The 18,298-nt window shown below is 55.9% G+C and carries 17 protein-coding genes; 1 reads left to right on the top strand and 16 read right to left on the bottom strand.

What is annotated here, in order from left to right; all coding sequences use genetic code 11:
• Window positions 1-104: 104 nt before the first annotated feature.
• The 14 genes from dinB to V9K67_RS18815 form a co-directional block, all read right to left on the bottom strand.
• On the bottom strand, window positions 105-1,253 hold the full coding sequence (gene dinB / locus V9K67_RS18880) for a DNA polymerase IV (RefSeq protein ID WP_336725160.1): 1,149 nt from the start codon (window positions 1,251-1,253) through the stop codon (window positions 105-107).
• Window positions 1,254-1,563: 310 nt separating this feature from the next.
• Entirely contained in the window at window positions 1,564-1,923 is a 360-nt protein-coding gene (locus V9K67_RS18875) for a DUF1622 domain-containing protein (protein WP_336725159.1), read from the bottom strand.
• 96 nt (window positions 1,924-2,019) lie between these two features.
• Entirely contained in the window at window positions 2,020-2,535 is a 516-nt protein-coding gene (locus V9K67_RS18870; RefSeq protein ID WP_336725158.1) for a hypothetical protein, read from the bottom strand.
• A 33-nt stretch (window positions 2,536-2,568) separates the two neighbouring features.
• Window positions 2,569-3,120 carry a lysozyme inhibitor LprI family protein gene (locus tag V9K67_RS18865; RefSeq protein WP_336725157.1) on the bottom strand — a complete coding sequence of 184 codons (552 nt, stop codon included), beginning with the start codon at window positions 3,118-3,120 and terminating at the stop codon, window positions 2,569-2,571.
• Window positions 3,121-3,186: 66 nt separating this feature from the next.
• Window positions 3,187-3,777: a hypothetical protein gene (locus tag V9K67_RS18860; protein WP_336725156.1), complete on the bottom strand. Its 591-nt coding sequence runs from the start codon at window positions 3,775-3,777 to the stop codon at window positions 3,187-3,189.
• A 29-nt stretch (window positions 3,778-3,806) separates the two neighbouring features.
• Window positions 3,807-4,583 (bottom strand): DUF4261 domain-containing protein, encoded by a 777-nt coding sequence (locus V9K67_RS18855; RefSeq protein ID WP_336725155.1) that lies wholly within the window; start codon window positions 4,581-4,583, stop codon window positions 3,807-3,809.
• A gap of 191 nt (window positions 4,584-4,774) precedes the next feature.
• Window positions 4,775-4,948 (bottom strand): hypothetical protein, encoded by a 174-nt coding sequence (locus V9K67_RS18850; protein WP_336725154.1) that lies wholly within the window; start codon window positions 4,946-4,948, stop codon window positions 4,775-4,777.
• A gap of 3 nt (window positions 4,949-4,951) precedes the next feature.
• On the bottom strand, window positions 4,952-5,443 hold the full coding sequence (locus tag V9K67_RS18845; RefSeq protein WP_336725153.1) for a hypothetical protein: 492 nt from the start codon (window positions 5,441-5,443) through the stop codon (window positions 4,952-4,954).
• 97 nt (window positions 5,444-5,540) lie between these two features.
• Window positions 5,541-6,026 (bottom strand): hypothetical protein, encoded by a 486-nt coding sequence (locus V9K67_RS18840; protein ID WP_336725152.1) that lies wholly within the window; start codon window positions 6,024-6,026, stop codon window positions 5,541-5,543.
• A 126-nt stretch (window positions 6,027-6,152) separates the two neighbouring features.
• Window positions 6,153-8,114 (bottom strand): protein kinase domain-containing protein, encoded by a 1,962-nt coding sequence (locus V9K67_RS18835; RefSeq protein WP_336725151.1) that lies wholly within the window; start codon window positions 8,112-8,114, stop codon window positions 6,153-6,155.
• A gap of 185 nt (window positions 8,115-8,299) precedes the next feature.
• Entirely contained in the window at window positions 8,300-9,094 is a 795-nt protein-coding gene (locus tag V9K67_RS18830; RefSeq protein WP_336725150.1) for an FHA domain-containing protein, read from the bottom strand.
• 27 nt (window positions 9,095-9,121) lie between these two features.
• Window positions 9,122-13,252: an FtsW/RodA/SpoVE family cell cycle protein gene (locus V9K67_RS18825; protein WP_336725149.1), complete on the bottom strand. Its 4,131-nt coding sequence runs from the start codon at window positions 13,250-13,252 to the stop codon at window positions 9,122-9,124.
• Between the two features lie 5 nt (window positions 13,253-13,257).
• The gene (locus V9K67_RS18820; protein ID WP_336725148.1) at window positions 13,258-14,727 is read right to left on the bottom strand and encodes a PP2C family protein-serine/threonine phosphatase; all 1,470 of its coding nucleotides are present in this window, start codon (window positions 14,725-14,727) and stop codon (window positions 13,258-13,260) included.
• A 192-nt stretch (window positions 14,728-14,919) separates the two neighbouring features.
• A complete protein-coding gene (locus V9K67_RS18815; protein WP_336725146.1) occupies window positions 14,920-15,870 on the bottom strand; it encodes a hypothetical protein in 951 nt (316 codons plus the stop codon).
• Between the two features lie 347 nt (window positions 15,871-16,217).
• On the opposite strand from V9K67_RS18815, the gene V9K67_RS18810 reads away from it, so the two are divergent.
• Entirely contained in the window at window positions 16,218-16,580 is a 363-nt protein-coding gene (locus V9K67_RS18810) for an HNH endonuclease (RefSeq protein WP_336725144.1), read from the top strand.
• A gap of 150 nt (window positions 16,581-16,730) precedes the next feature.
• On the opposite strand, the gene V9K67_RS18805 is transcribed toward V9K67_RS18810, so the two are convergent.
• Both V9K67_RS18805 and hxpB read right to left on the bottom strand, forming a co-directional pair.
• The gene (locus tag V9K67_RS18805) at window positions 16,731-16,931 is read right to left on the bottom strand and encodes a hypothetical protein (RefSeq protein ID WP_336725143.1); all 201 of its coding nucleotides are present in this window, start codon (window positions 16,929-16,931) and stop codon (window positions 16,731-16,733) included.
• 64 nt (window positions 16,932-16,995) lie between these two features.
• Complete coding sequence (gene hxpB / locus V9K67_RS18800) at window positions 16,996-17,661, bottom strand: hexitol phosphatase HxpB (RefSeq protein ID WP_336725142.1); 666 nt, start codon at window positions 17,659-17,661, stop codon at window positions 16,996-16,998.
• Window positions 17,662-18,298: the final 637 nt, after the last annotated feature.

Here is an 18,298-nt window from a genome sequence, read left to right as displayed (position 1 = left end):
GACTTTTGTAGTTTAAAGCTCCTTTAAGCAGCTTCCTTCCAGAGTTACGACAACTCTGGAACCCAGGAACTTTTCCTCCGAACTCGTGAACTTGTGAACTTCTCTCAAACGCCCCCCGCCCGCATGATCGTAGCGCGTCCGTAGCGGAAGTTGAGGGCGTCGAGTGCCTGGTAGAGGCGGATCATTTCGTTGGTGTCTTCGAAGAGGTTGATCTGGTAGTTGCCCGGCACCAGGTGGGTGAAGCGCACGCCCAGCAGGCGCACCAGCAGGCGGCGGTCGTACAGCCGGTGGAACAGCTCTTTGACCTTTTGCAGCAGCAGGTGGTCGCTGGAGGTGTAGGCGATGGTGCACTGCCGGCTGACGGTATTGAAGTCGGCATAGCGGATCTTGACGGTGATGCAGCCCGTGAGCTTGTTTTGCTGGCGCAGCTCGAAGCCGATGCGTTCGGTCATCTTCACCAACTGGGCCTGCAGGAAGCGCAGGTCGATGGTATCGCTTTCGAAGGTGTTTTCGGTAGAAATGCTTTTCTGTTCGTGGTAGGGTACTACCGGCGAGTCGTCGATGCCGTTGGCGCGGCGCCAGAGTTCGATGCCCGTTTTTCCCAAAAGGTTTTGCATCAGCTCTACGGGGATTTCGCTGAGGGTGCGGATGGTGCGCACGCCCATCTGCCGCAGCAGCTCGGTGGTTTTCTCACCCACCATGGGCAGGCGGGAGACGTCCAGGGGGGCAAGGAAACATTTTTCCTTGCCCGGGCGGATCTCGAGCTGGCCGCTGGGTTTGGCGGTGTCGGTGGCGACCTTGCTCACCAGCTTGTTGGCCGAGACGCCGTTGGACAGGGGCAGGCCGGTTTCGGCAGCGATCTTCTTGCGGAGCTCCTGGCTGAACAGGAGGCATCCAAAAAACTTGTCCATGCCCGTTAGATCGACGTAGAACTCATCTATGGACGCTTTTTCGAACTGGGGAACGGAGTCGCGGATGATGTCGGTGACCAGGCGGGAGTAATGGCTGTAGCTTTCCATATCGCCGTGGAGGATGGTTGCCTGGGGGCAGAGGCGCTTTGCCAGCCGCATGGGCATGGCCGAGCGGATGCCGAAGCGGCGGGCTTCGTAGCTGCAGGCGGCCACCACGCCGCGGTCGCTCTGGCCGCCCACCAGCAGCGGCCTTCCTTTGAGGCGGGGATTTTTCAGGCACTCCACGTTCACAAAGAACGCATCCAGGTCGTAGTGTGCTATTGTCCGGGAATAGTTTGACATAATGGGGTAGTTAGTAAAACAAAGCTAATATTTTTAGTAAAAGATTGCTAATAATGTTAGTAACTTCTATCGGTGTTACGCAAATGCATATAGGCAGGTGTGATTGCGTCAAAGAAGACTGGGATAAGGATCACCGTAACGGGCAACCGTAATTGATGAGTTGTCGGAACATGGCTGCAGGGATCGTTGCGCCCGGCTGGCTGTCGGGGTTAAAGGTCATACCCGGGCCATGTGCCTGTCTCCCCGAGCTCCCCGGTGGAAGGGGAATTCTTTCCCCGGCAGCCCTGGAGACGGAACGCCCGGTACCGGGTCAGATGGTGGGTGCTTCCTGGGGCGGCACACGCTTCTCGATTTCCTTCAGCTCTCGTTCCAGGAAGTAGTTGAGGGCCGTTCGTATGGCGGCGATAGCGGCCAGCTTGCCGATGTCTTCCCAGGTAGGGGCAACCGCCGTTCGCAGGATATCGGCGGCCAGCAGCAATTCCAGTGAGATGGTCAGCGTGCTGCCAAAGCGCACCCGCAACCAGGAGTTGCTGCCGTACGGTTTTTTCGAAAAAAGCCCGGCCAGGTAGCCCCACAGGAATTGCAACAGTCCCAGCCCGATGACCACCGACCCCATGATCTCCACTACCAGGCTCAGGTAAAGGGCAATGCTTTTCGCGGTTTCTTCCATGCCGACAACCCTTCAAATGTGCTGCCAGGAAGCCTGAAGGGCTTTCGGTTCATCCCGTGCAACCTACATTGAAATGGTATAAGGTTCTGGAATTTACTATTCGCCCTGATGTATCCAGATATACTTTTTGCCGTTCCAGTAAATGATTCCGCCGCCGATGGACGCACCGTCTTCGTACGCTTCTACCAAAATACCAGGTCTTGTAAGTTTGTGTTCCTTGACACCGGTAATTTCGTCGTCTTTATTGAACTGTGTTTCAAAAGCGGTTTTATGACTATAAATACCCCACTGGTCCACCCAATAATAATCATCTGAACCAGTGCCAAAGTCCGTTCCGGCACCGAACAGAAAGTATTCGGTAGTTTTGCCATGGACGAGAAGGACCCCTTTCTTTTTGGTTCCCTTCACCATTACCGGAACGGCAATATCGCGGGTTCCGTCCCCGTTGAAGTCTGCCTGCAGAAAGGAAGGCTTCAGATACGGGTGAAGATCATATTTCCTGTTCAGGGCTTTGTTCCTGAAGGCTGCAGTAAACCACGATGGCAGTGAAGTGGTTTGGCTGCGTCCGGGGACAGCAGCTAAAAGAAAAATAAGCAGGGAGAATGATTTCATAAAATAGGTACGCTGCTCACGCCAGGTTTATCGTTACTGGTCCTGCGTAGCTCTGCTAAGATGATGGTAGAGTTCAATAGTCCGGCTCTTGATGATGTCCAGGTAATAACCGGTATCCGTTAACTGTTGTAGGGTTCCGCCACCGGAATACGCATCCTTACGGACCACCGCAACGAGCTTCAATTCATTGTCGCGGTAGCTCAGCCATGCCCTTTGTGCCTGCTGCAATACTTTTTTATCTTCCGGCTTCAGAACAAGCAGTAATTTTTTATAGTACTTGTTCAACAGGCTGTCATATTGTGCCGCCGCATCGTAAGTCGCGGCCCGCATGCCTGCCGTGGAATAGTCATAATCCATATACTTTTCCATATACCGTTCAATACGGATGGTATCCGTCGCAAATTCAATATGCAGGTCGGTTGCCTGGCTGTTTTTCATCTGTTGCTTCAGCACTACAATCTCCTTTTCAATATCCTGCCGGATGTTCTTTTCCATAGCAGGCGTTACCTCCACGGGGCCGCCCGAAGATTGCGCAAACGCTGCCGTTTGAATGAAAAAGAAAATCAATAGGAACGTATATTTCATAAGGGCTAGTTGTTTTCAGTTCGTTGCTGCTTTACGTTTCCGCAAACCGGGTTCACCTTTGCCCGCTTATGACTTCTTTTTCAATCTTCTTACCCTTCCATATTCATCACCCTGGGGAAGGATTTTGATGATCCTCCCGGGAGCTATGGAATTGGATAATACAATCTGGTAATCTTCGAAAGTATAGGTCATAAAATCAAGGTCATTCAATTTGCCGGTAATTGTTCCGGGAGCTTTTCGAATTTCCTGTTCCGCCAATTGCAAAAACAGCTCCGCCTGTTTTTCGTGTTCGAGAATACCGGCATGCAAACTTAATTTCCCGGCCAGCTCCTCTCCCATCCTCCATAGAATTGTTTCCCTGAACTTCGCTTCCAGAGCTTTAAGGCAGATGGTTTCTTTTGAAAAGCTATCTTTTGTTGTCGATCCGATCCAATGTCCGAAGCAGGCAGGCAGATCCTGTTCTGTAAGTCGAAAGACAATACCGTTATACTTATTACGGGATCGGACATTGCGTTGTTTGAAAAAGGTAATCCACCATCTGTCCAGTGCTTTATGTCCTGTTAATGGAAAGCAGTACAAGCCTGTTTTAGATTTTGTAATTCCGTTTTTCAAAATATTCTTCGTCCTGTTTACAGGGGTCCAATGAACTGCCAACATGGTTTATGATTTTTGCAATGCAGCATTGGTCAGTAAGCCAGCTTAAAGGTGCTCCCTTCAACAAGCTTTCCTCCGGAATAAGTAATTGCAATGACTTCCTCCTCAGACAATCCAACGGTTTCTCCGTCCTGGAACGTCACATCATACTCAAGAACGTAATGAGCAATATTGAAAAGGAAGGCCCTTATATCTTCCAGGCTTTTTGATGAATTTACTACTTCCATTTCTTCTTTATTCAATCCCTTAAGGCCATACGTGTATCCCGAATTCCTGCTGTTGCCGGAGCGCAGACCAAAATAGATCCAGAGGTTTAAGGGCAGATAATCATCGCTCATATGCGCAGCTTCCTGCAGATAATCTTCCCGGGGAATCAGAAGTGATTGTTCTCCCATATAAATTCCTATGGAATCCGTAGTCCGCAACAGGGAACAGAGAGCTTGCGTAAAAATTTTGAAACGTACTAAAGGCTCCTGGCTGCCCGGGAGCATGGAAACGATCAAATGACTTTTATGTGCTTTTGTTTCCTCTACGGCCGTTGGCCAATTGTAAGCATATTTGGCGGTTCTTTCGAGGTCCTGCGCCGGGACAGGAACAGGCATGTGCCCCATCGCAATCAGTTCGCCCCCGACAGAAAAAGTGGCGGAGAAGCTATCGCCTTCCGGTTTCCCCATGCTGTCGCCGTAGTTGCTGTTATAATCTTCCAGGAAGCTATCGAGGTTAAAAGAATATTCATTCTGAAGCATTACCATTCCAAGAATGATCCTGTCGTTCTCCGAATTGTCGGTTTTTTTGTTCTGTACGGACATATGTTTATATACATTGTCAGAGCGGCAAACATGATTTATTCATTCTAAAACTTCCCGAACAGCCGTTTGACAAAGCTTTTTATTTCCTTTTCCGCCGTTTCCTTCCTTTTCGCGGTTTCTTCCATATAGTGCAATACGGCAAAAAGGAACTCAGGGAAAATTACAAAAAACGGCATTAAGAGGATTCGTCACTATTTTCCTGTGTTTTTCAATTTCTTTCTGGCGGGAATTGCCGGGCTTTTTCTTTTAGTCATATTTGCCTTATACTCACGGATATGCCGGCTGATCATTTCCCGTTCCTTTTCTGTCAATGGTCTTGACTCTACAACAAAGTCAATTCCTGAGGGCTCTTTTATCAGTCCCATAACTTATTCTTTAAAATATTTATCAATCAATGCTTTTGCCGGAAGCGTATCAATAATCATCAGATGCCCGCCAAAATGATATGCGCCCAACGTTTCGGTGTAATGTTCAATTAGCTTTGTTTTTGAGTGAAATGCAACAAAGCCATCAAGACCTTTCTGAAAGGAAAGCCTACAGGCATAAGCTACAAGATTTCCGGGAACACCTAAATACACCTTACCCTTCCCTTTATTAAATGGAGCACTTTCAATGAGGTGCATGTAAATATGGTCCGGCTCTACGCTTATGCTTATCAAACCTTGAATGACCATCGGGTTTCCTTGAATGGTCAACTTATATACTTCTCTTTCCGAACTAATAAGTTCTGCCTGCCAGTTAAAAAGCCATCCGCCTCTTTTAGTCAATTGCTTCAAATCAGTTTTAAGCAGATGTGTAACCTCTGTAATAAAGCGGTCTCCAGTTACAACGTTTTCGATGGAACGGGTGAGCTTGTCCACCTCGAAGTCCAGGTAATTGGTCACGGCTCTTTTCACTGTCACAAGATACAAAAACAAGAAGTTTTATAGGTCATTATTCCTGCATCTGGCTCTATCTCTATTTTTTCTCCTTCTTCCCGAACAGGCGATTGAAAAATCCCTTTATGCCCTTTTCGCGTTTTTCCGGAACAGCGGTAGTGTCACCCTGACTGATCTCTCCCTGGGGGTAAGGGACAGGTCCCTGTGGCGGCGGTGGCTTTTCCTTAAAATCCTCGGGTGAGGCATAAAAAGAAACCGAATAAACAAGCCGGTGCTGCTCGTTTTCTTTCCAGACGGGCAGCGGCGGGTCGTTCAGCATTACGTTCTTGTCCAGGCCCTGTTGCAGGCTGTCGGGCAGTTGCCGGCTGGTGCGCCAGTGGTGCTCGTTCGAGTCGAAATAAATGAACTCCTGCTTGGGTATATGGTAATAGATGTTTGCTTTCGGGTAATAGTAAAAGGAGTCGGGTTTGGTCACCTGCTCCCCCTTCCTATTGGCCGGGCAGCCCATCAGGGCGCCTACACCCAGGCCCCCCACCAGCAATATTTTCGATAAATAAGCCTTCATAAATATCCGAGCTATCGTTTCAAAGAATGTTCCGAACTCAGGAAAACCAAGGAAAAATGTCGTTTCCTGGAACTGGCGCCACCCCATGAACCAGGCAGCTCCTCCCCTAATATCCTAATTCCCAAATTAATATTCCCCGGGTTGCGGAGGGGTAATTTCCGGCCCGGGATCGGTCACTTCCACGGGTTTCTTATTGTTGATCTCGTTCATCAGCCGGCGGGCGGTGGTATCACCCTTGGAGATGGCCTCCAGCAGCAGCTGGGTGCCCTTCAGCACGTTCTTTTCATAGCTGCAGCGGTCGTAGTTGCTGACCTGCAGCACATCGGTGTTTTCGGCAAATAGGTACAGGAAGCCCAGGGTACGCTTGGCGGGGGCATAGCCCGCATCGCTGGCCCGCTCCACCAGCACCAGGGCGTCGCCGCAGCTGATCTCCGTGGTCTTGCTCTGAAGGGCCAGGTTGCCGTATTCGTACATGGCCTCGGGCACGTTCTGCTCGGCCAGGTAGCTGTAGATGTATACCGCCCCGCGGATATCGTTGTCGTTCATCAGGCTGCGGGCTTCCTTCAGCTGGCTTTTGATGTCCTGGGCGTTGAGCCGGGCCTCTTCCTGGATCTGGTTGTTGCGGTTCCATTCTTCCAGCGATACCAGGTCGCGCTTGCGCAGCCAGCCCTTCGACGTCTGGCCGCTGTTGTTGGTGAACTCGGTATAGATAAACCCTTTCTTCTCGTCCAGGGCCGCCACTACGTCATTGGAGGGCACCATATAGGCACTGGCGCGTTTGGTGGACGCATCGGGTTCGTTGTGGAAATAGGCCCGCGAGGCCACCACCTTGTACTGGCCGATTACGCCGCGCTGTTTCACCGGCTCGGGGCTGGCGGCATTTTCCCGGCTGTCCCGGTTGCCGGTGACCTGGCTGAAAATAAAGGCCAGGGCGGCTAAAAAGAACCCGATGACCAGCAGGTTGCGGAGGATTTTGCCCGTGCTCTTTTTCCGGGAAGGTTCAGCCATGGCCTGGGCCTGCGGCGACAGGGGCGACGGCTTGCGCTTGCTGCCGGTGTCTGAAAGGGCATGCTGGTACTGGGCCAGCAGGTCCTGCAATTCTTTTTTCTCCCGCTGCAGCCGGCGGTTCTCTTCCTGCAGCACCGCCACCTGCTCATGGTCCGACTCGTGCTCCCGGTCGGCCATCGTGCTGTTGCGCACAATATAGTCGTGCAGCTCGCGGCCGTCGGCAAAGCGGTTCAGGGGCTTTTTCTCCAGGCATTTGTAGACCAGCTCCACCAGCCATTGGGGCAGCCGCAGCTCGCGCTCCTTCTGTTCGGCGCTCCAGGTGTCGGGCAGGTTCTGGCGCCGCAGCGACAGCAGGTTGGGCGGCGCCGTTTCCATATGGGCCACCATCACCATGTTGCGGGCCGTCTCGCCCTTGTCGGTCAGCGGGAAGGGCACCTGGCCGGTCAGCAGCTCAAACAATACCACGCCGAAGCTGTAGACGTCGGTCTGGAACAGCATGAGGCCCTCGTTCTGCTCGGGGGCCATGAACTCGATGGCGCCGGCATGGCGCAAAGAGGTGCGCCGCTGCTCGTCACTCATGATGGCCAGCCCGAAATCGAGCAGCACGTAGTTGCCGGTATGCTTGCTGAACTTGACGTTGTTGCTTTTGATATCGCCATGCTTCACGTCCACCTTGTGGCAGTGCGCCAGGGCATTGGACAGCTGCTCGGCCACCTTGAGGCTTTCCTTGATCGTGAACACGGGGGCATGCGGCGGCTTCAGCAGCTCCTCCAGGTCGGGCCCTTCGATGAACTCCATTTCGATGAAGGGAAAGGAGCCCGACTCGGTCAGCCCCGAGCTGAGGATCTTGACCACGTTGGGGTTGGGTTCCTGGTTCACCTTCTGCAGCTTGTGCACTTCGTTCTGGAAGTCGGTGTAGTTTTTATCGTGGGTGCTTTCGCTGTGGATAGGGGTCGGCAGCAGCTTCACGGCGGTGATAATGGGGCCAATGCGCCTTCCTTTGTACACCGATCCCTGCCCCCCGGTTTTCAGCGCCCCCATGTTTTCCAGACCTTCCGTTATAGTAAAGACTTTCGCCATTTATCGAGTTTGTGGTTGGTAGTTTGTGGTTTGTCGTTCCCTGAACGGCCACAAGTTTACAAGTTTACGAGTTTCAAAGTTCACAAGCCGGGTTCCAGGTTCACAGTTTAACATCCGCACTATTGCAGGTGTCTTTTCGGAGTTACGACTAACTACAAACTACAAACCACAAACTACAAACTTCTTCAACTTTCCCGAAAGCTAAATTCAAGCGCCGCGGAGTCGCCTAAAATGATCTGGTCGCCTTCCTGCAGCTGGTGGCCCACTTCCATGGCCTGCAGCTTGACCAGGGTGCCGTCGGCGGTGCGCACCTTGATCTTGTTGCGGGGCGGGATGCCCCCCTCGTCGGCGAAGAGCAGGAAGGCGCCGCTGTCGTTGTCCCATTCGATATGGGCGTGCTGGCGGCTGATGAATTTATTGCTTTCGTGGCGGCTGTCGGCAGGGAAGGCGATGGCGTTGAGGCGGAAAAAGCCGTCGCCGGTCTGCACCTTCTTTTCCCGGCCGATATTCACCCGGCCGCCTTCGGAGGTGAGGGTGTAGCTTTCCTGCTCGGCCTCGCCGTTGAGGATGCGGATATAAGCCGTGGCCGATTTGCGGAGCGCCCGCTTGCGGGTTTCCACGAACAGGGCCGCGTCGAGGGTGGGCACTTTCACCGCTTCGGGCGGCAGGCTGTCATCGAAGCGGATGTCCAGGATCCAGCCCTCGGGCAGGTCCAGGGCAAAGTCGTCGGCGATCTTCTGCACTTCCTCCTGTTGAAAGCGGTGCTCCTCCTCGGCATATACCGCCGCCTCGTACATATGCTTTTCCGCCTCGCTGCAGGCGATGAACAGGTGCAGTCCCTTGATGTTGCGGCCCTCGCCGCCTTCCACCTTCTGGAGCTGCTCTTTAATGAACTGCAGCAGCCGTTCCCGGATCAGCTTTACATCCAGGGCGACGGGCTCGTTTTCTTTATCCTTGTCCTTTTTGAAAAATCCGAACATGCTATTACTGTTTTTTGGTAAAAAAGGCTACAGGCCCCCTTCCGGGGCCGCTGCCGGCAGTGCCGGCGGTGGCGCTCCTGCAGGCGCACCGGCAGGTTTGGGGAAGCTTTTGATGTAGCCGAGTTGCAATAATACGGGAACCACGTGTTTGCCGGCGGTCTTTACCGCCACACTCGATCCTTTGCAGTCCTCCACCCGTACGCAAACGGCCACATGGCCCGGGCCGGCGGCCTTCGGAGCAAAGAACGTGTACCAGCCGTCCTTTATTCTGCGTTTTTTGACGATGCGCTCCGGCGTACCGGTTTTGCCAGCCACCTTAATGCCCAGCTGCGCCACCTTGCCGGCGCTCTGCTCCAGCATGTAGCGGGTCATCAGGCGGGCATAGTCCGGCTCCTTCGCCAGGGGTATAGGCTCCTTCAGGCCCAGGACCGAGTCGGAGATTTTTAGCACGTAGCGGTTGGGCACCAGGCTGCCGCTGTTGGCGATGCCGGCCGACAGGCGGGCCACGGCGGCCGGCGTGGCCACCAGCTCGCCCTGTCCCCAGGCCATGCCCGAGATGCCGCGGCCGCGGGTGGCCCGGATGTCGTTGGGGTTGTAGGAGGCCAGGCTGCGAAATTCGGTTTTCCGCCAGTACTCCCGCCATTTGTTCTGCTGCTCGAGGTTGTTGGCCTCCTGCTCGTAAAAATAGCCGCCCAGGCCGCGCAGGAACATGCCGGTTTGCAGGTACAGGGTGGCCATCTCCTCCTGCAGGCGCTCTTCGTTGGCCAGGCGGATGAAGAAGGGGTTGTTCGATTTGACGATGGCCCGCTCCAGGGTAACGGGGCCGGTCTCGTCGGGCTCGTCGCCGCTGACGCGGATGAGGTCGCCGGGCCGCACGACGATGGTTTTGCGGGCGGCGGCAGCGCCCAGCTTATTGAAGGCGGCCAGGGCCGTCACCAGCTTGGCGGTGGAGCCGGGCTGGCTGGCCTGGGTAAAGCCGGGGTCGTTGTTGTTGATCCAGTAAGGCAGCCGGGCCTCCTGCACGAGGCCCAGGTTCATGGTCTCCCAGTCGGTCACCGGCGGCAAGGGGTAGGCCGCCGAGGCCAGCACGTCGCCGGTGCGGTCTTCCAGCACCACCACCGAAATGCGCTTGCCGGCCAGCGAGTCGTCGGTGGCCAACGACTGCTGGATGCCCGTTTGCAGGCGGGCGTCCAGGGACAGTTGCACGTTGCGGTTGCGTTTTTTGAACGCATCCACCTGCGGGCTGTTGATGCCCGCCAGCAGCAGGGGCGACAGCACGCTGTAGTCGCGCTGGGTAACGGTCATTTCGGTGGCTGTCTCGGGCAGGAAGCGTTCTTCACGAAAGCGGCTGGCCGTGGCCGTTATATTGGTGCCGGGGGTGGCAAAGCCCCGCAGGTCGGCCAGGTGCTCGTACTCGGCAAAGTAGCCGTTGGTGCCGCCGTAAAAAATGCCGGTATTGAGGTCGCCGGTCCAGAAGAACATCTGTTCGGCAAAGGGATAGTAGCGGTCGAGGCGGCGGTGCATCATTCGTTCGAGGTGGCGGCGGTCGAGGCCGGCCGCCACCAGCGAGTCGAGGCCGCGCTGCACGGCCGCGGGCTGGCTGGCCGCCAGCACCCTTCCTTTGCGGTCGTACAGCACGCCGGCCTGCAGGCGGTTCATGAGGATGGCGATGCGGGGGTTGTAGCTGAACATCCGCGCCCCGCTGCGATCCGCCACCAGGGCGGGCTGCACCACCCACTTTTGGTTGTGAAACAGGTAGCGCGACACGGTCACCGACAGCAGCACAATGCCCGTACAGGCCGCCAACAGGGCGGGCATGAGGTTCTTGTCCTGCCGCCGCGACAGGTACTGCAGCTGCACGGCCGAGCCCTGCAGCGAGGAGGCCGCCAGCAAAAAGCCGGCCGCCAGCAGGTTGATCACCAGCGAGGAGCCGCCGTACGAGATAAAAGGCAGCGACACGCCCGAAAGCGGCAGGGCGCCGATGGAGCCGCCGGCAATGAGCAGGAACTGCACAAAGGTGGCCACGCCGATGCCCGCACACAGGTAGAACAGGAAGGGCGTGCCGGTCTGCCGGCCGATGAGCACCGCCCGGTGCAGGTAAATGAGAAATAAAATAAACACGCACAGGATACCGGCCCAGCCGAACTCCTCGCCAAAGGACGGCAGGATCATGTCGGTATGGGCTTCGGGGATGGTCTTGGCAAAGCCTTCGCCAACGCCCTGGCCGGTAACGCCGCCGCTGGACATGGCCCAGATGCTGTTGGCCACGTGGTCGCCGCCGAACACTTCGTTGTTCCAGGGATCGAGCCAGATGGCCTTGCGGTCCACCAGGCGGCGGATGGGCCCGGGAAACAGCCGGTCGAGCAGCGGCACCTGGTCCAGCAGCAGGAAGCCGGCGATGACCACCAGGGCCATCACCGCCGATTCGCTCATCTGCTTGCGCCCGAACACGATCGCCCCCGCCACCAGCAGGGCGGTAAGGGCCGTGCCCAGCCACACGTTGTCCAGGATCCAGACCGACAGGCAGAACAGCAGCACGGCGCCGGCCATGAACAGGAAATCGCCCCGCGAAAAGGAAAACAGGATGATAAAGGAAAAACAGCAGACGATGGCCGGCCCCAGGTCGCCCAGCACCAGGAACAGCAGGATGGCCGCCACGATGGCAAAGAGGGCAAAGGAAAAGAACGACCAGCGCTTCTGCCAGCTGCGGTAGTCGGCAATAAATTTTTCGTTGGTGGCGAAAAAGCCTGCCAGGAACACCAAAATAAGGAACTTGACGATCTCGCTGGGCTGGAAGCCAAAGAGGTTCACCTTGACGCCGCTGCCTTCGGGGCCGGTGCCGAACAGGATGGTCAGCAGCAGCAGGCCGATGGCCAGCACCCCCCATTGCGCGCCGCCGGCGGCCTTGGGGCTGGTCTTTAGGAACAGCATGCGGTACAGCGTCGAATCCGGGGTAAAGCGGCGCAGGTTGAGGAACAACAGGATACATAACCCCGCCATGCCGCCGGCAAAAAAGGCGGTGGTGCCCTGGCCGAGAAAACGGTCGCGCAGGGGATCCTGGAGGCTCAGCAGCGTCACGAACGAAATGCCGGTCAGCACCATCAGCACGGGTAGTACCAGCTGGTCGGCCGCCGGGAAGCGCAGGGTCAGCAGGATGTGCACCACTAAAAACGACAGCAGGAAAACCGCCACCGTGATCCAGTACTGGCGGCTGAATTCCGCCGGCGTGCGCACCATCAGGGCTTTTTCTTTTTTAAGGTTGTTGAAGTCGCGGGTCGACAGCAGCTTCAGGCGATGGGGCGACTGGTGAAAGGTAAACGAAGCGTCTTTTTCCAGGGAGGAGGTGCCCTGGGTGGCGCCGAACTGGAAGCCCGGCTTCAGGGGCAGCAGCTCGTAGGCCTTGTCGCCGGGCAGGCCGGCGAAACGAAACTTTCCTTCCGCGTCGGTGCGGGCATAGGCGCTCAGCGACTGCAGCTGCCGCTTGCCGCCGGGGCCCTGGGCATACACGCGGCGCACGCTGCCGTTGCCCTCGGTTACCGTATTGTCCACTTCGGTAATGGCCTCGCTGTACACGCTGTCCTGGGGCAGGAGCAGCTCCAGCCGCACCAGCACGCCCTGTACGCCCCGGCCTTTTTCTTTTTCCACGGTGCCCGAGATGCGGCGGTCGCCGCCGCCCACCTCCACCGTTGCCGGCAGCGGCGGGGGCTGGCGCACCTCCTGCTCGAAGCGGAGCGAGTCGGGGCCGGCAAAGCCCAGCAGGGCACGGGACAGCCGCACCCGCTTGCGGAACGATTCGCCGCCCCGGGCAAAGGCCTGCTCGGCCTCCACGTCGTATTTGCGTTTGTTCAGCTCGCCAATGTTGTCGATCACTTCCTTGCGGGCGCCCATGCGCTCGGTCACAATGGAGCCGATAAAGTCGATATCGCGGGGGTCTTCAAAATAAAAGCCTTTTTGCAGCAGGCGTTTCAGCTGTTCGCCGGGCCGGTCGTCGTTGAGGTTGATCAGGGTACCCTCCTGCAGGCGGCGGGGCACTTCCAAAAAATCCTTTTCCAGCTCGCCGTAGAGGCGGATAAAAAGGAACAGGAATAAGGCCGATGCCAGTAGAATGAAAACCCGTTCGATGCCCCTGCCCCTCCGTTGCGTGTTCTGTTGCGCCATGGTGCTTAGTTCCTTTCGTTTTTAGCCGCTTCCTTTTCTGCCGGGACTTTTTTGCGGAAGGCATCGGGTTGCAGCGAGTCGGTAATGAGAAAAGCCGTGTCGCCGGCGCTGCCGCTGACATAGCTGTTGGGGGTGAACTGGTATTGGTATTCCACCGGCACGCGGCAGTTGACGAAGCGCACGTTGCGCAGGTGCAGGGCTTTGTTTTGCGCCAGCACGGCCAGGTCGAAGTTTTCGAAGGTGATGTTTTCCAGCACGATGTGACGGCAGTCGGCCGTCAGCGAAAGGGCCGGCCCGCCGAAGGTAGTGTCGGCGCGCAGCACGGTGCCGCCCCCGCCCCGCAGGTAGAGCGAATCGTGGTCGATGAAAATGGTATCGGTAAGCAGTACGGGCTGGGGAAAGAGCGCATAGGTCAGGTGCAGCGAGTCGCCCTGCAGGCTGTAGAGCGTGTCGCGGAGCTTTTGTTCCTGGGCGTTGGGTTCGGGTGTGCCGAAGAAGCCGCCCCGGTCGCGGGGGTTGCGGTTCAGCAGCAGCCAGGCCAGGGCCCCCGCCAGCACCAGGCACAGCAGCGCCAGTACCGGCACGGCAGGGCTGGTCGTTTTCTTCGGCAGCGCCTTCGCTTTCCCATCCGTAGGCCGGGTGGGCGGCACCACGGGCTGCCGTACTTCCGCCCGATTATTTTGTTTTACCGGCGCCGCGGGCTTCGTGGCTTTCTGGCTGATCGCCTTCGTATTGTTCTGCACCAGCACCACGGTAATATTGTCTTTGCCGCCGGCCTTGTTGGCAGCGTCCACCAGGGCCTTGGCGGCTGCTTCCAGGGAGGGCTGCTCCAAAAGGATGGCGGTCAGCACGCTTTTGGGGACCAGGTCGCTCAGGCCGTCGCTGCACAGCAGCAGCGTATCACCGGGCAGGAAGGGCGACTGGCCGGACTCGATGTAGTCGGCGTTCATGCGGATCTGGGTATCGAAGCCCAGGGCCTTGTTCACCTCGTTGCGCTTGGGATGGCTCATGGCGGCCTCCTCGGTCAGGCGGCCGCTGTCTTCCAGGAAGCCCACGAAGGAATGGTCCTGGGTGATCTTCACCAGCGTGCGGTCGCGCAGCAGGTACAGCCGCGTATCGCCCACATGGGCATAGTAAAAAATGTTGTTGGCGGTATCGGCAATGGCCAGGGTGGCTACGCAGGCCATGTGGGCGTGGGCTTTGCTGCGCAGTTTCTCGGCATGGATCTGTTCGTTGGCCACGGCAAAGGCTTCGCGCATCATGGTGGGGATATCGCCGGAGGGAATGCTGAAGTAGCCCAGGATGGCTTCGCGGGTCAGGGCTGCGGCGATTTCGCCGCCTTCATAGCCGCCCACGCCGTCCACTACGCAGGCCATGATAAAGCGGTTGTCCAGCACCGTTTGAACAATATAGGTATCCTCGTTGCTGTCGCGCTGGATGCCGGTATCGGTGATTCCAAAAAAGTTTTCAGCCATTGCGTTTGTGCGTATTTTTTATGTCCGCGAAATGTATGATGAGCAAAAGCGCGCAGAGCGTCAATAAAGCGATAGAGGCCATAGGAATGAGTTTACGGGTTTACGGGTTTACAAGTTTACGAGTTCCTTACGGGCGCCAGCAACTCGTAAACTCGTAAACTTGTAAACTCGTAAACTCCGTAGTTCAGAAAATTACGTTTTGAAAATGTTTATGCCCACGATGCCATTCAGAACGATGCGGGAGTTGACGGGCAGTTCGGTCCAGGAGGGGGTGACGGCTTCGCTGCGGCCCACCTCCCGTTCGTTGAGCAGGGTTTTCTCGCCAAAGGAGCTGAGGTAAAACTTGTCTTCCTGGCGGTTGTAGCGGATGCGCAGGTGGGGCGTGTTTACCCACTCCGAAGGCACTTTGAAGATGGTGGAGGCTTCGCGGGTTTCCTCGCTGCCCGACACGATGATCTCCTCGTCACGCATGATGAACTCCACTTTCTTGCCGGCAAAGGCCTTGTCGGGAACAATGGTTTCCAGGCGGGCATAGAAGGCAGGCGTGCCACTGCCCACCTTGCGGTCGTCGTATACCAGGTCTTCGTCGTAGGACACCTCGTAATAGCCTTCGCTGTAAAAGGTAAAGCCTTTCAGGATATTGGGGTTGATGTCAAAGGTCTGGGCGATACCGGTCTGGCGGGGAATATAGGTCACCCGCAGGTTTTCTTCCTTGGGACTGCTGCCGGGCAGCAGCTTGCCGATAAAGGAGATGTCGCCGCGGGCATAGTCGGGGTGCGACACGAAGCGGAACACCCACTTGCTGCTGGAGGGCTCCACGGTCTTGCCTTGACCGCGGGCTTCTTTAAGGATGTCGTAAAACTTTTTCACCGATTCCTGGACGATAAGGCCGAAGATGCCTTTTTTATTGTCCATGAAATCCTTGAAGTCGTCGGGGTTGAAGCAGATGATATATTCATGGAAAAATACAACGCGGCCGGCAAAAGACAGTTGGGCAATGGACTCGTTGAATTTCTGGATGATAAAATGAAAGACATGGTTGGGCGTGAGGGCCGCCGAAGGGCCGCCGGCAGGGGCCGCTTCTTTTTTCAGGAACCAGTCCTGCAGGCCGATACGTTGCCAGAAAGAAGATTTTGATTTCATGAAAGCGGGTTCTTGCGGTAAATATAAAGGAATCAAGAGCGTTCGACCACTAAAGAAATTTTTATACCAGAGTTGCAGAGAAAGTTCCAGAGTTCCAAAGTTCCTGGGTTCCAGAGTTGGCTGGCGCCGGCAACCAGGAGCGCGCATATATCCTTATCTTTTTCCCATTTATTCTTTACGAAAATCAGTTAAATCTGCCTGAAATATGGGCTGGGGCGTGGTTTAGCCGTGCTGGATAACGTAAATTTGCCTGTTCATTTTTCCGGCGTCAGCACCTGTTTTCACTCCGCTCTTGCACTGCCGCTTTCCGGCCGGAAAGGATTCCAGAACCTTTTAAAGCCAAATTCATGGGAGTTTATAAAGATTACAGCAAAAGCTGCTGTTATTGCGGGCGGGAGTTCAACCACCACATTCACCGCACCGCCGACCACCTGATACCGGTGTCGAAGGGTGGCGCCAACGGGGGCGAGAACAAACGCAACTGCTGCCAGCACTGCAACACCCAAAAGAAGGACCTCATGCCCCACGATTACCTGGAGTACCTGTTGCAGGAAGATGCCGGGGGCTCCCGCTCCGCCCGCCTGCACCTGGATGCGAAAATCGAAAATGTGCGGAATATCGTTGCCTACGTGAACGGAGCCGGCGAAGGTATCTTTGCCAACAGAAAAAAATACGAATGGTTCCGGCGCCGCTATTTAAAGGCCGGTTAATAGGCAGTGCCGCCTTCCCGGGCGGTTTTTTATTGCCCGAAAGCCCTAGAATTTCGGATGTCGGATGTCGGATTTCGGAACCCTTGATGGCAGTAAGACTCCTACTCCTTGCAAGGGGATCCGAAATCCGAAATCCCAAATCCGAAATTGTTACAGGCTGTTGGGGCCTTTCTTGGTGTCCTTCCGCTGGGTATCGGTACGGGAAGCCCCTGCCTTGGCCTGGTCTCCGCCGGCAGTGCGGCTGGAGGTATTTTTCCCCCGGTCGGACTGGCGGTCGGCCCTTTGCTCGTGTTTGCCGTGTTGCTCGCGCTGGCTGCGGTCGCCGCCATGGGGATTGTGCTTCTCTGCCATATGGTTTGTTTTAAGCGTGAAACAATACGAGGGCAGAGAAAAAAAAGTGCCAGAATAATTAGCCTTACCAGCGGTTCAGTTCCTGGAAATGGGCTTCCGAAAACTGGCCCAGGGATTCCAGCTGCAGGTCGGCCAGGGCGAAGCGCCGGTTGGTACGGTTGTGCGGCTCGGGAACGGCCACTACCTTCATGCGGGCGGCCTTGGCGGCCACCATGCCGTTGACCGAATCCTCGAAGGCGAGGCAGTGCAGGGGATTGCTGTTCAGCTCGCGGGCGCAAGCCAGGTACACCGCCGGGTGCGGCTTGCCCTGCACCTCGTGCTCGGCCGAATAAATGGCCTGGAACTGCTGGCGAATGCCCAGGTGGCCCAGCACCGCCGTGATCAGCCGTAAGGGCGAAGAAGAAGCCAGGCCGATCCGGAAATCCTTGCGGCGGAAAAACTCCAGGATATGGTGGAGGCCTTCCATGGCCCTGCCTTCGGCAATGATCCGGGCAGTAACGTCGTCGATGATCTCTTCACATACCTGCTCGTTGGTCTTCGGGGAGGTCCACCCGAGTTGCTGGTGCCAGTAGCCCACCACTTCTTTGGTCCGCAGGCCGGTGGTTTTCAGCGCCATTTCCTCCGACAGGTCCACCCCTACGGTGGCAAATACTTCCCGCATCGACACCGCCCACAGGGGTTCCGAATCCACCAGCAAACCATCCATATCGAATATAACCGTATCCAGCATATATGTTCCTTTTTGGGCCGCAAAATTACGGGCATACGGTGGCCGGCAGGCTTTTATTCCGTTAAAAAACTCCCGCAGAGCCCGGAGAAATGCCCCGCTAGCATTTATTTGGGCTGCCTGTAGATTTTCAATGACAAAAGGCGGAAAAACAACTGACAAACGATTAGGGGCAAGTACGTATATTTTGATAGGGGCAATTTCTAGTTAATTGATTTTCAATATTTTGCACAAAAACTTCCACCTTTGTTCCGGGCCGTTTGACCCGGAACAATGGCCGGATCGTCGAAAAGAACGGCTCTGCCCGTTTTACCGTTCTACCTTAGCGTCCGTAAACAATCCGATACCGATCAAAACCTTTCAGATGGTTGTCTGGTAGAAAAAGCGCAACCAAAACCAATTGCAGAAACAAATTCAGAGCTGTCCGTTTTTAATCCGTACCCTTTTTAGAAAACGGCCCTGTTGCTGAAACAAGGCATAAGATATTGTGTGTGTAAAATGTCATGTGTTGAATGCCTGAAGAAGTGTCCCCTCCCCGGAGGGGATATTTTTTTGTTCCTGCGCAAAGCGGCAAGGTGCAAAAAAGCCCCGGATGCCTGCCTGTTGGCGGCTTCCGGGGCTTTTCCGTACGGTTCCAAAG

The sequence above is a fragment of the Huijunlia imazamoxiresistens genome (assembly GCF_037132455.1).
In the GTDB taxonomy this organism is placed as follows: Bacteria; Bacteroidota; Bacteroidia; order Chitinophagales; family Chitinophagaceae; genus Flavisolibacter; species Flavisolibacter imazamoxiresistens.
The sequence above is the reverse complement of the archived record's forward strand: the minus strand, read 5'-3'. Positions and strand labels throughout refer to the sequence as shown.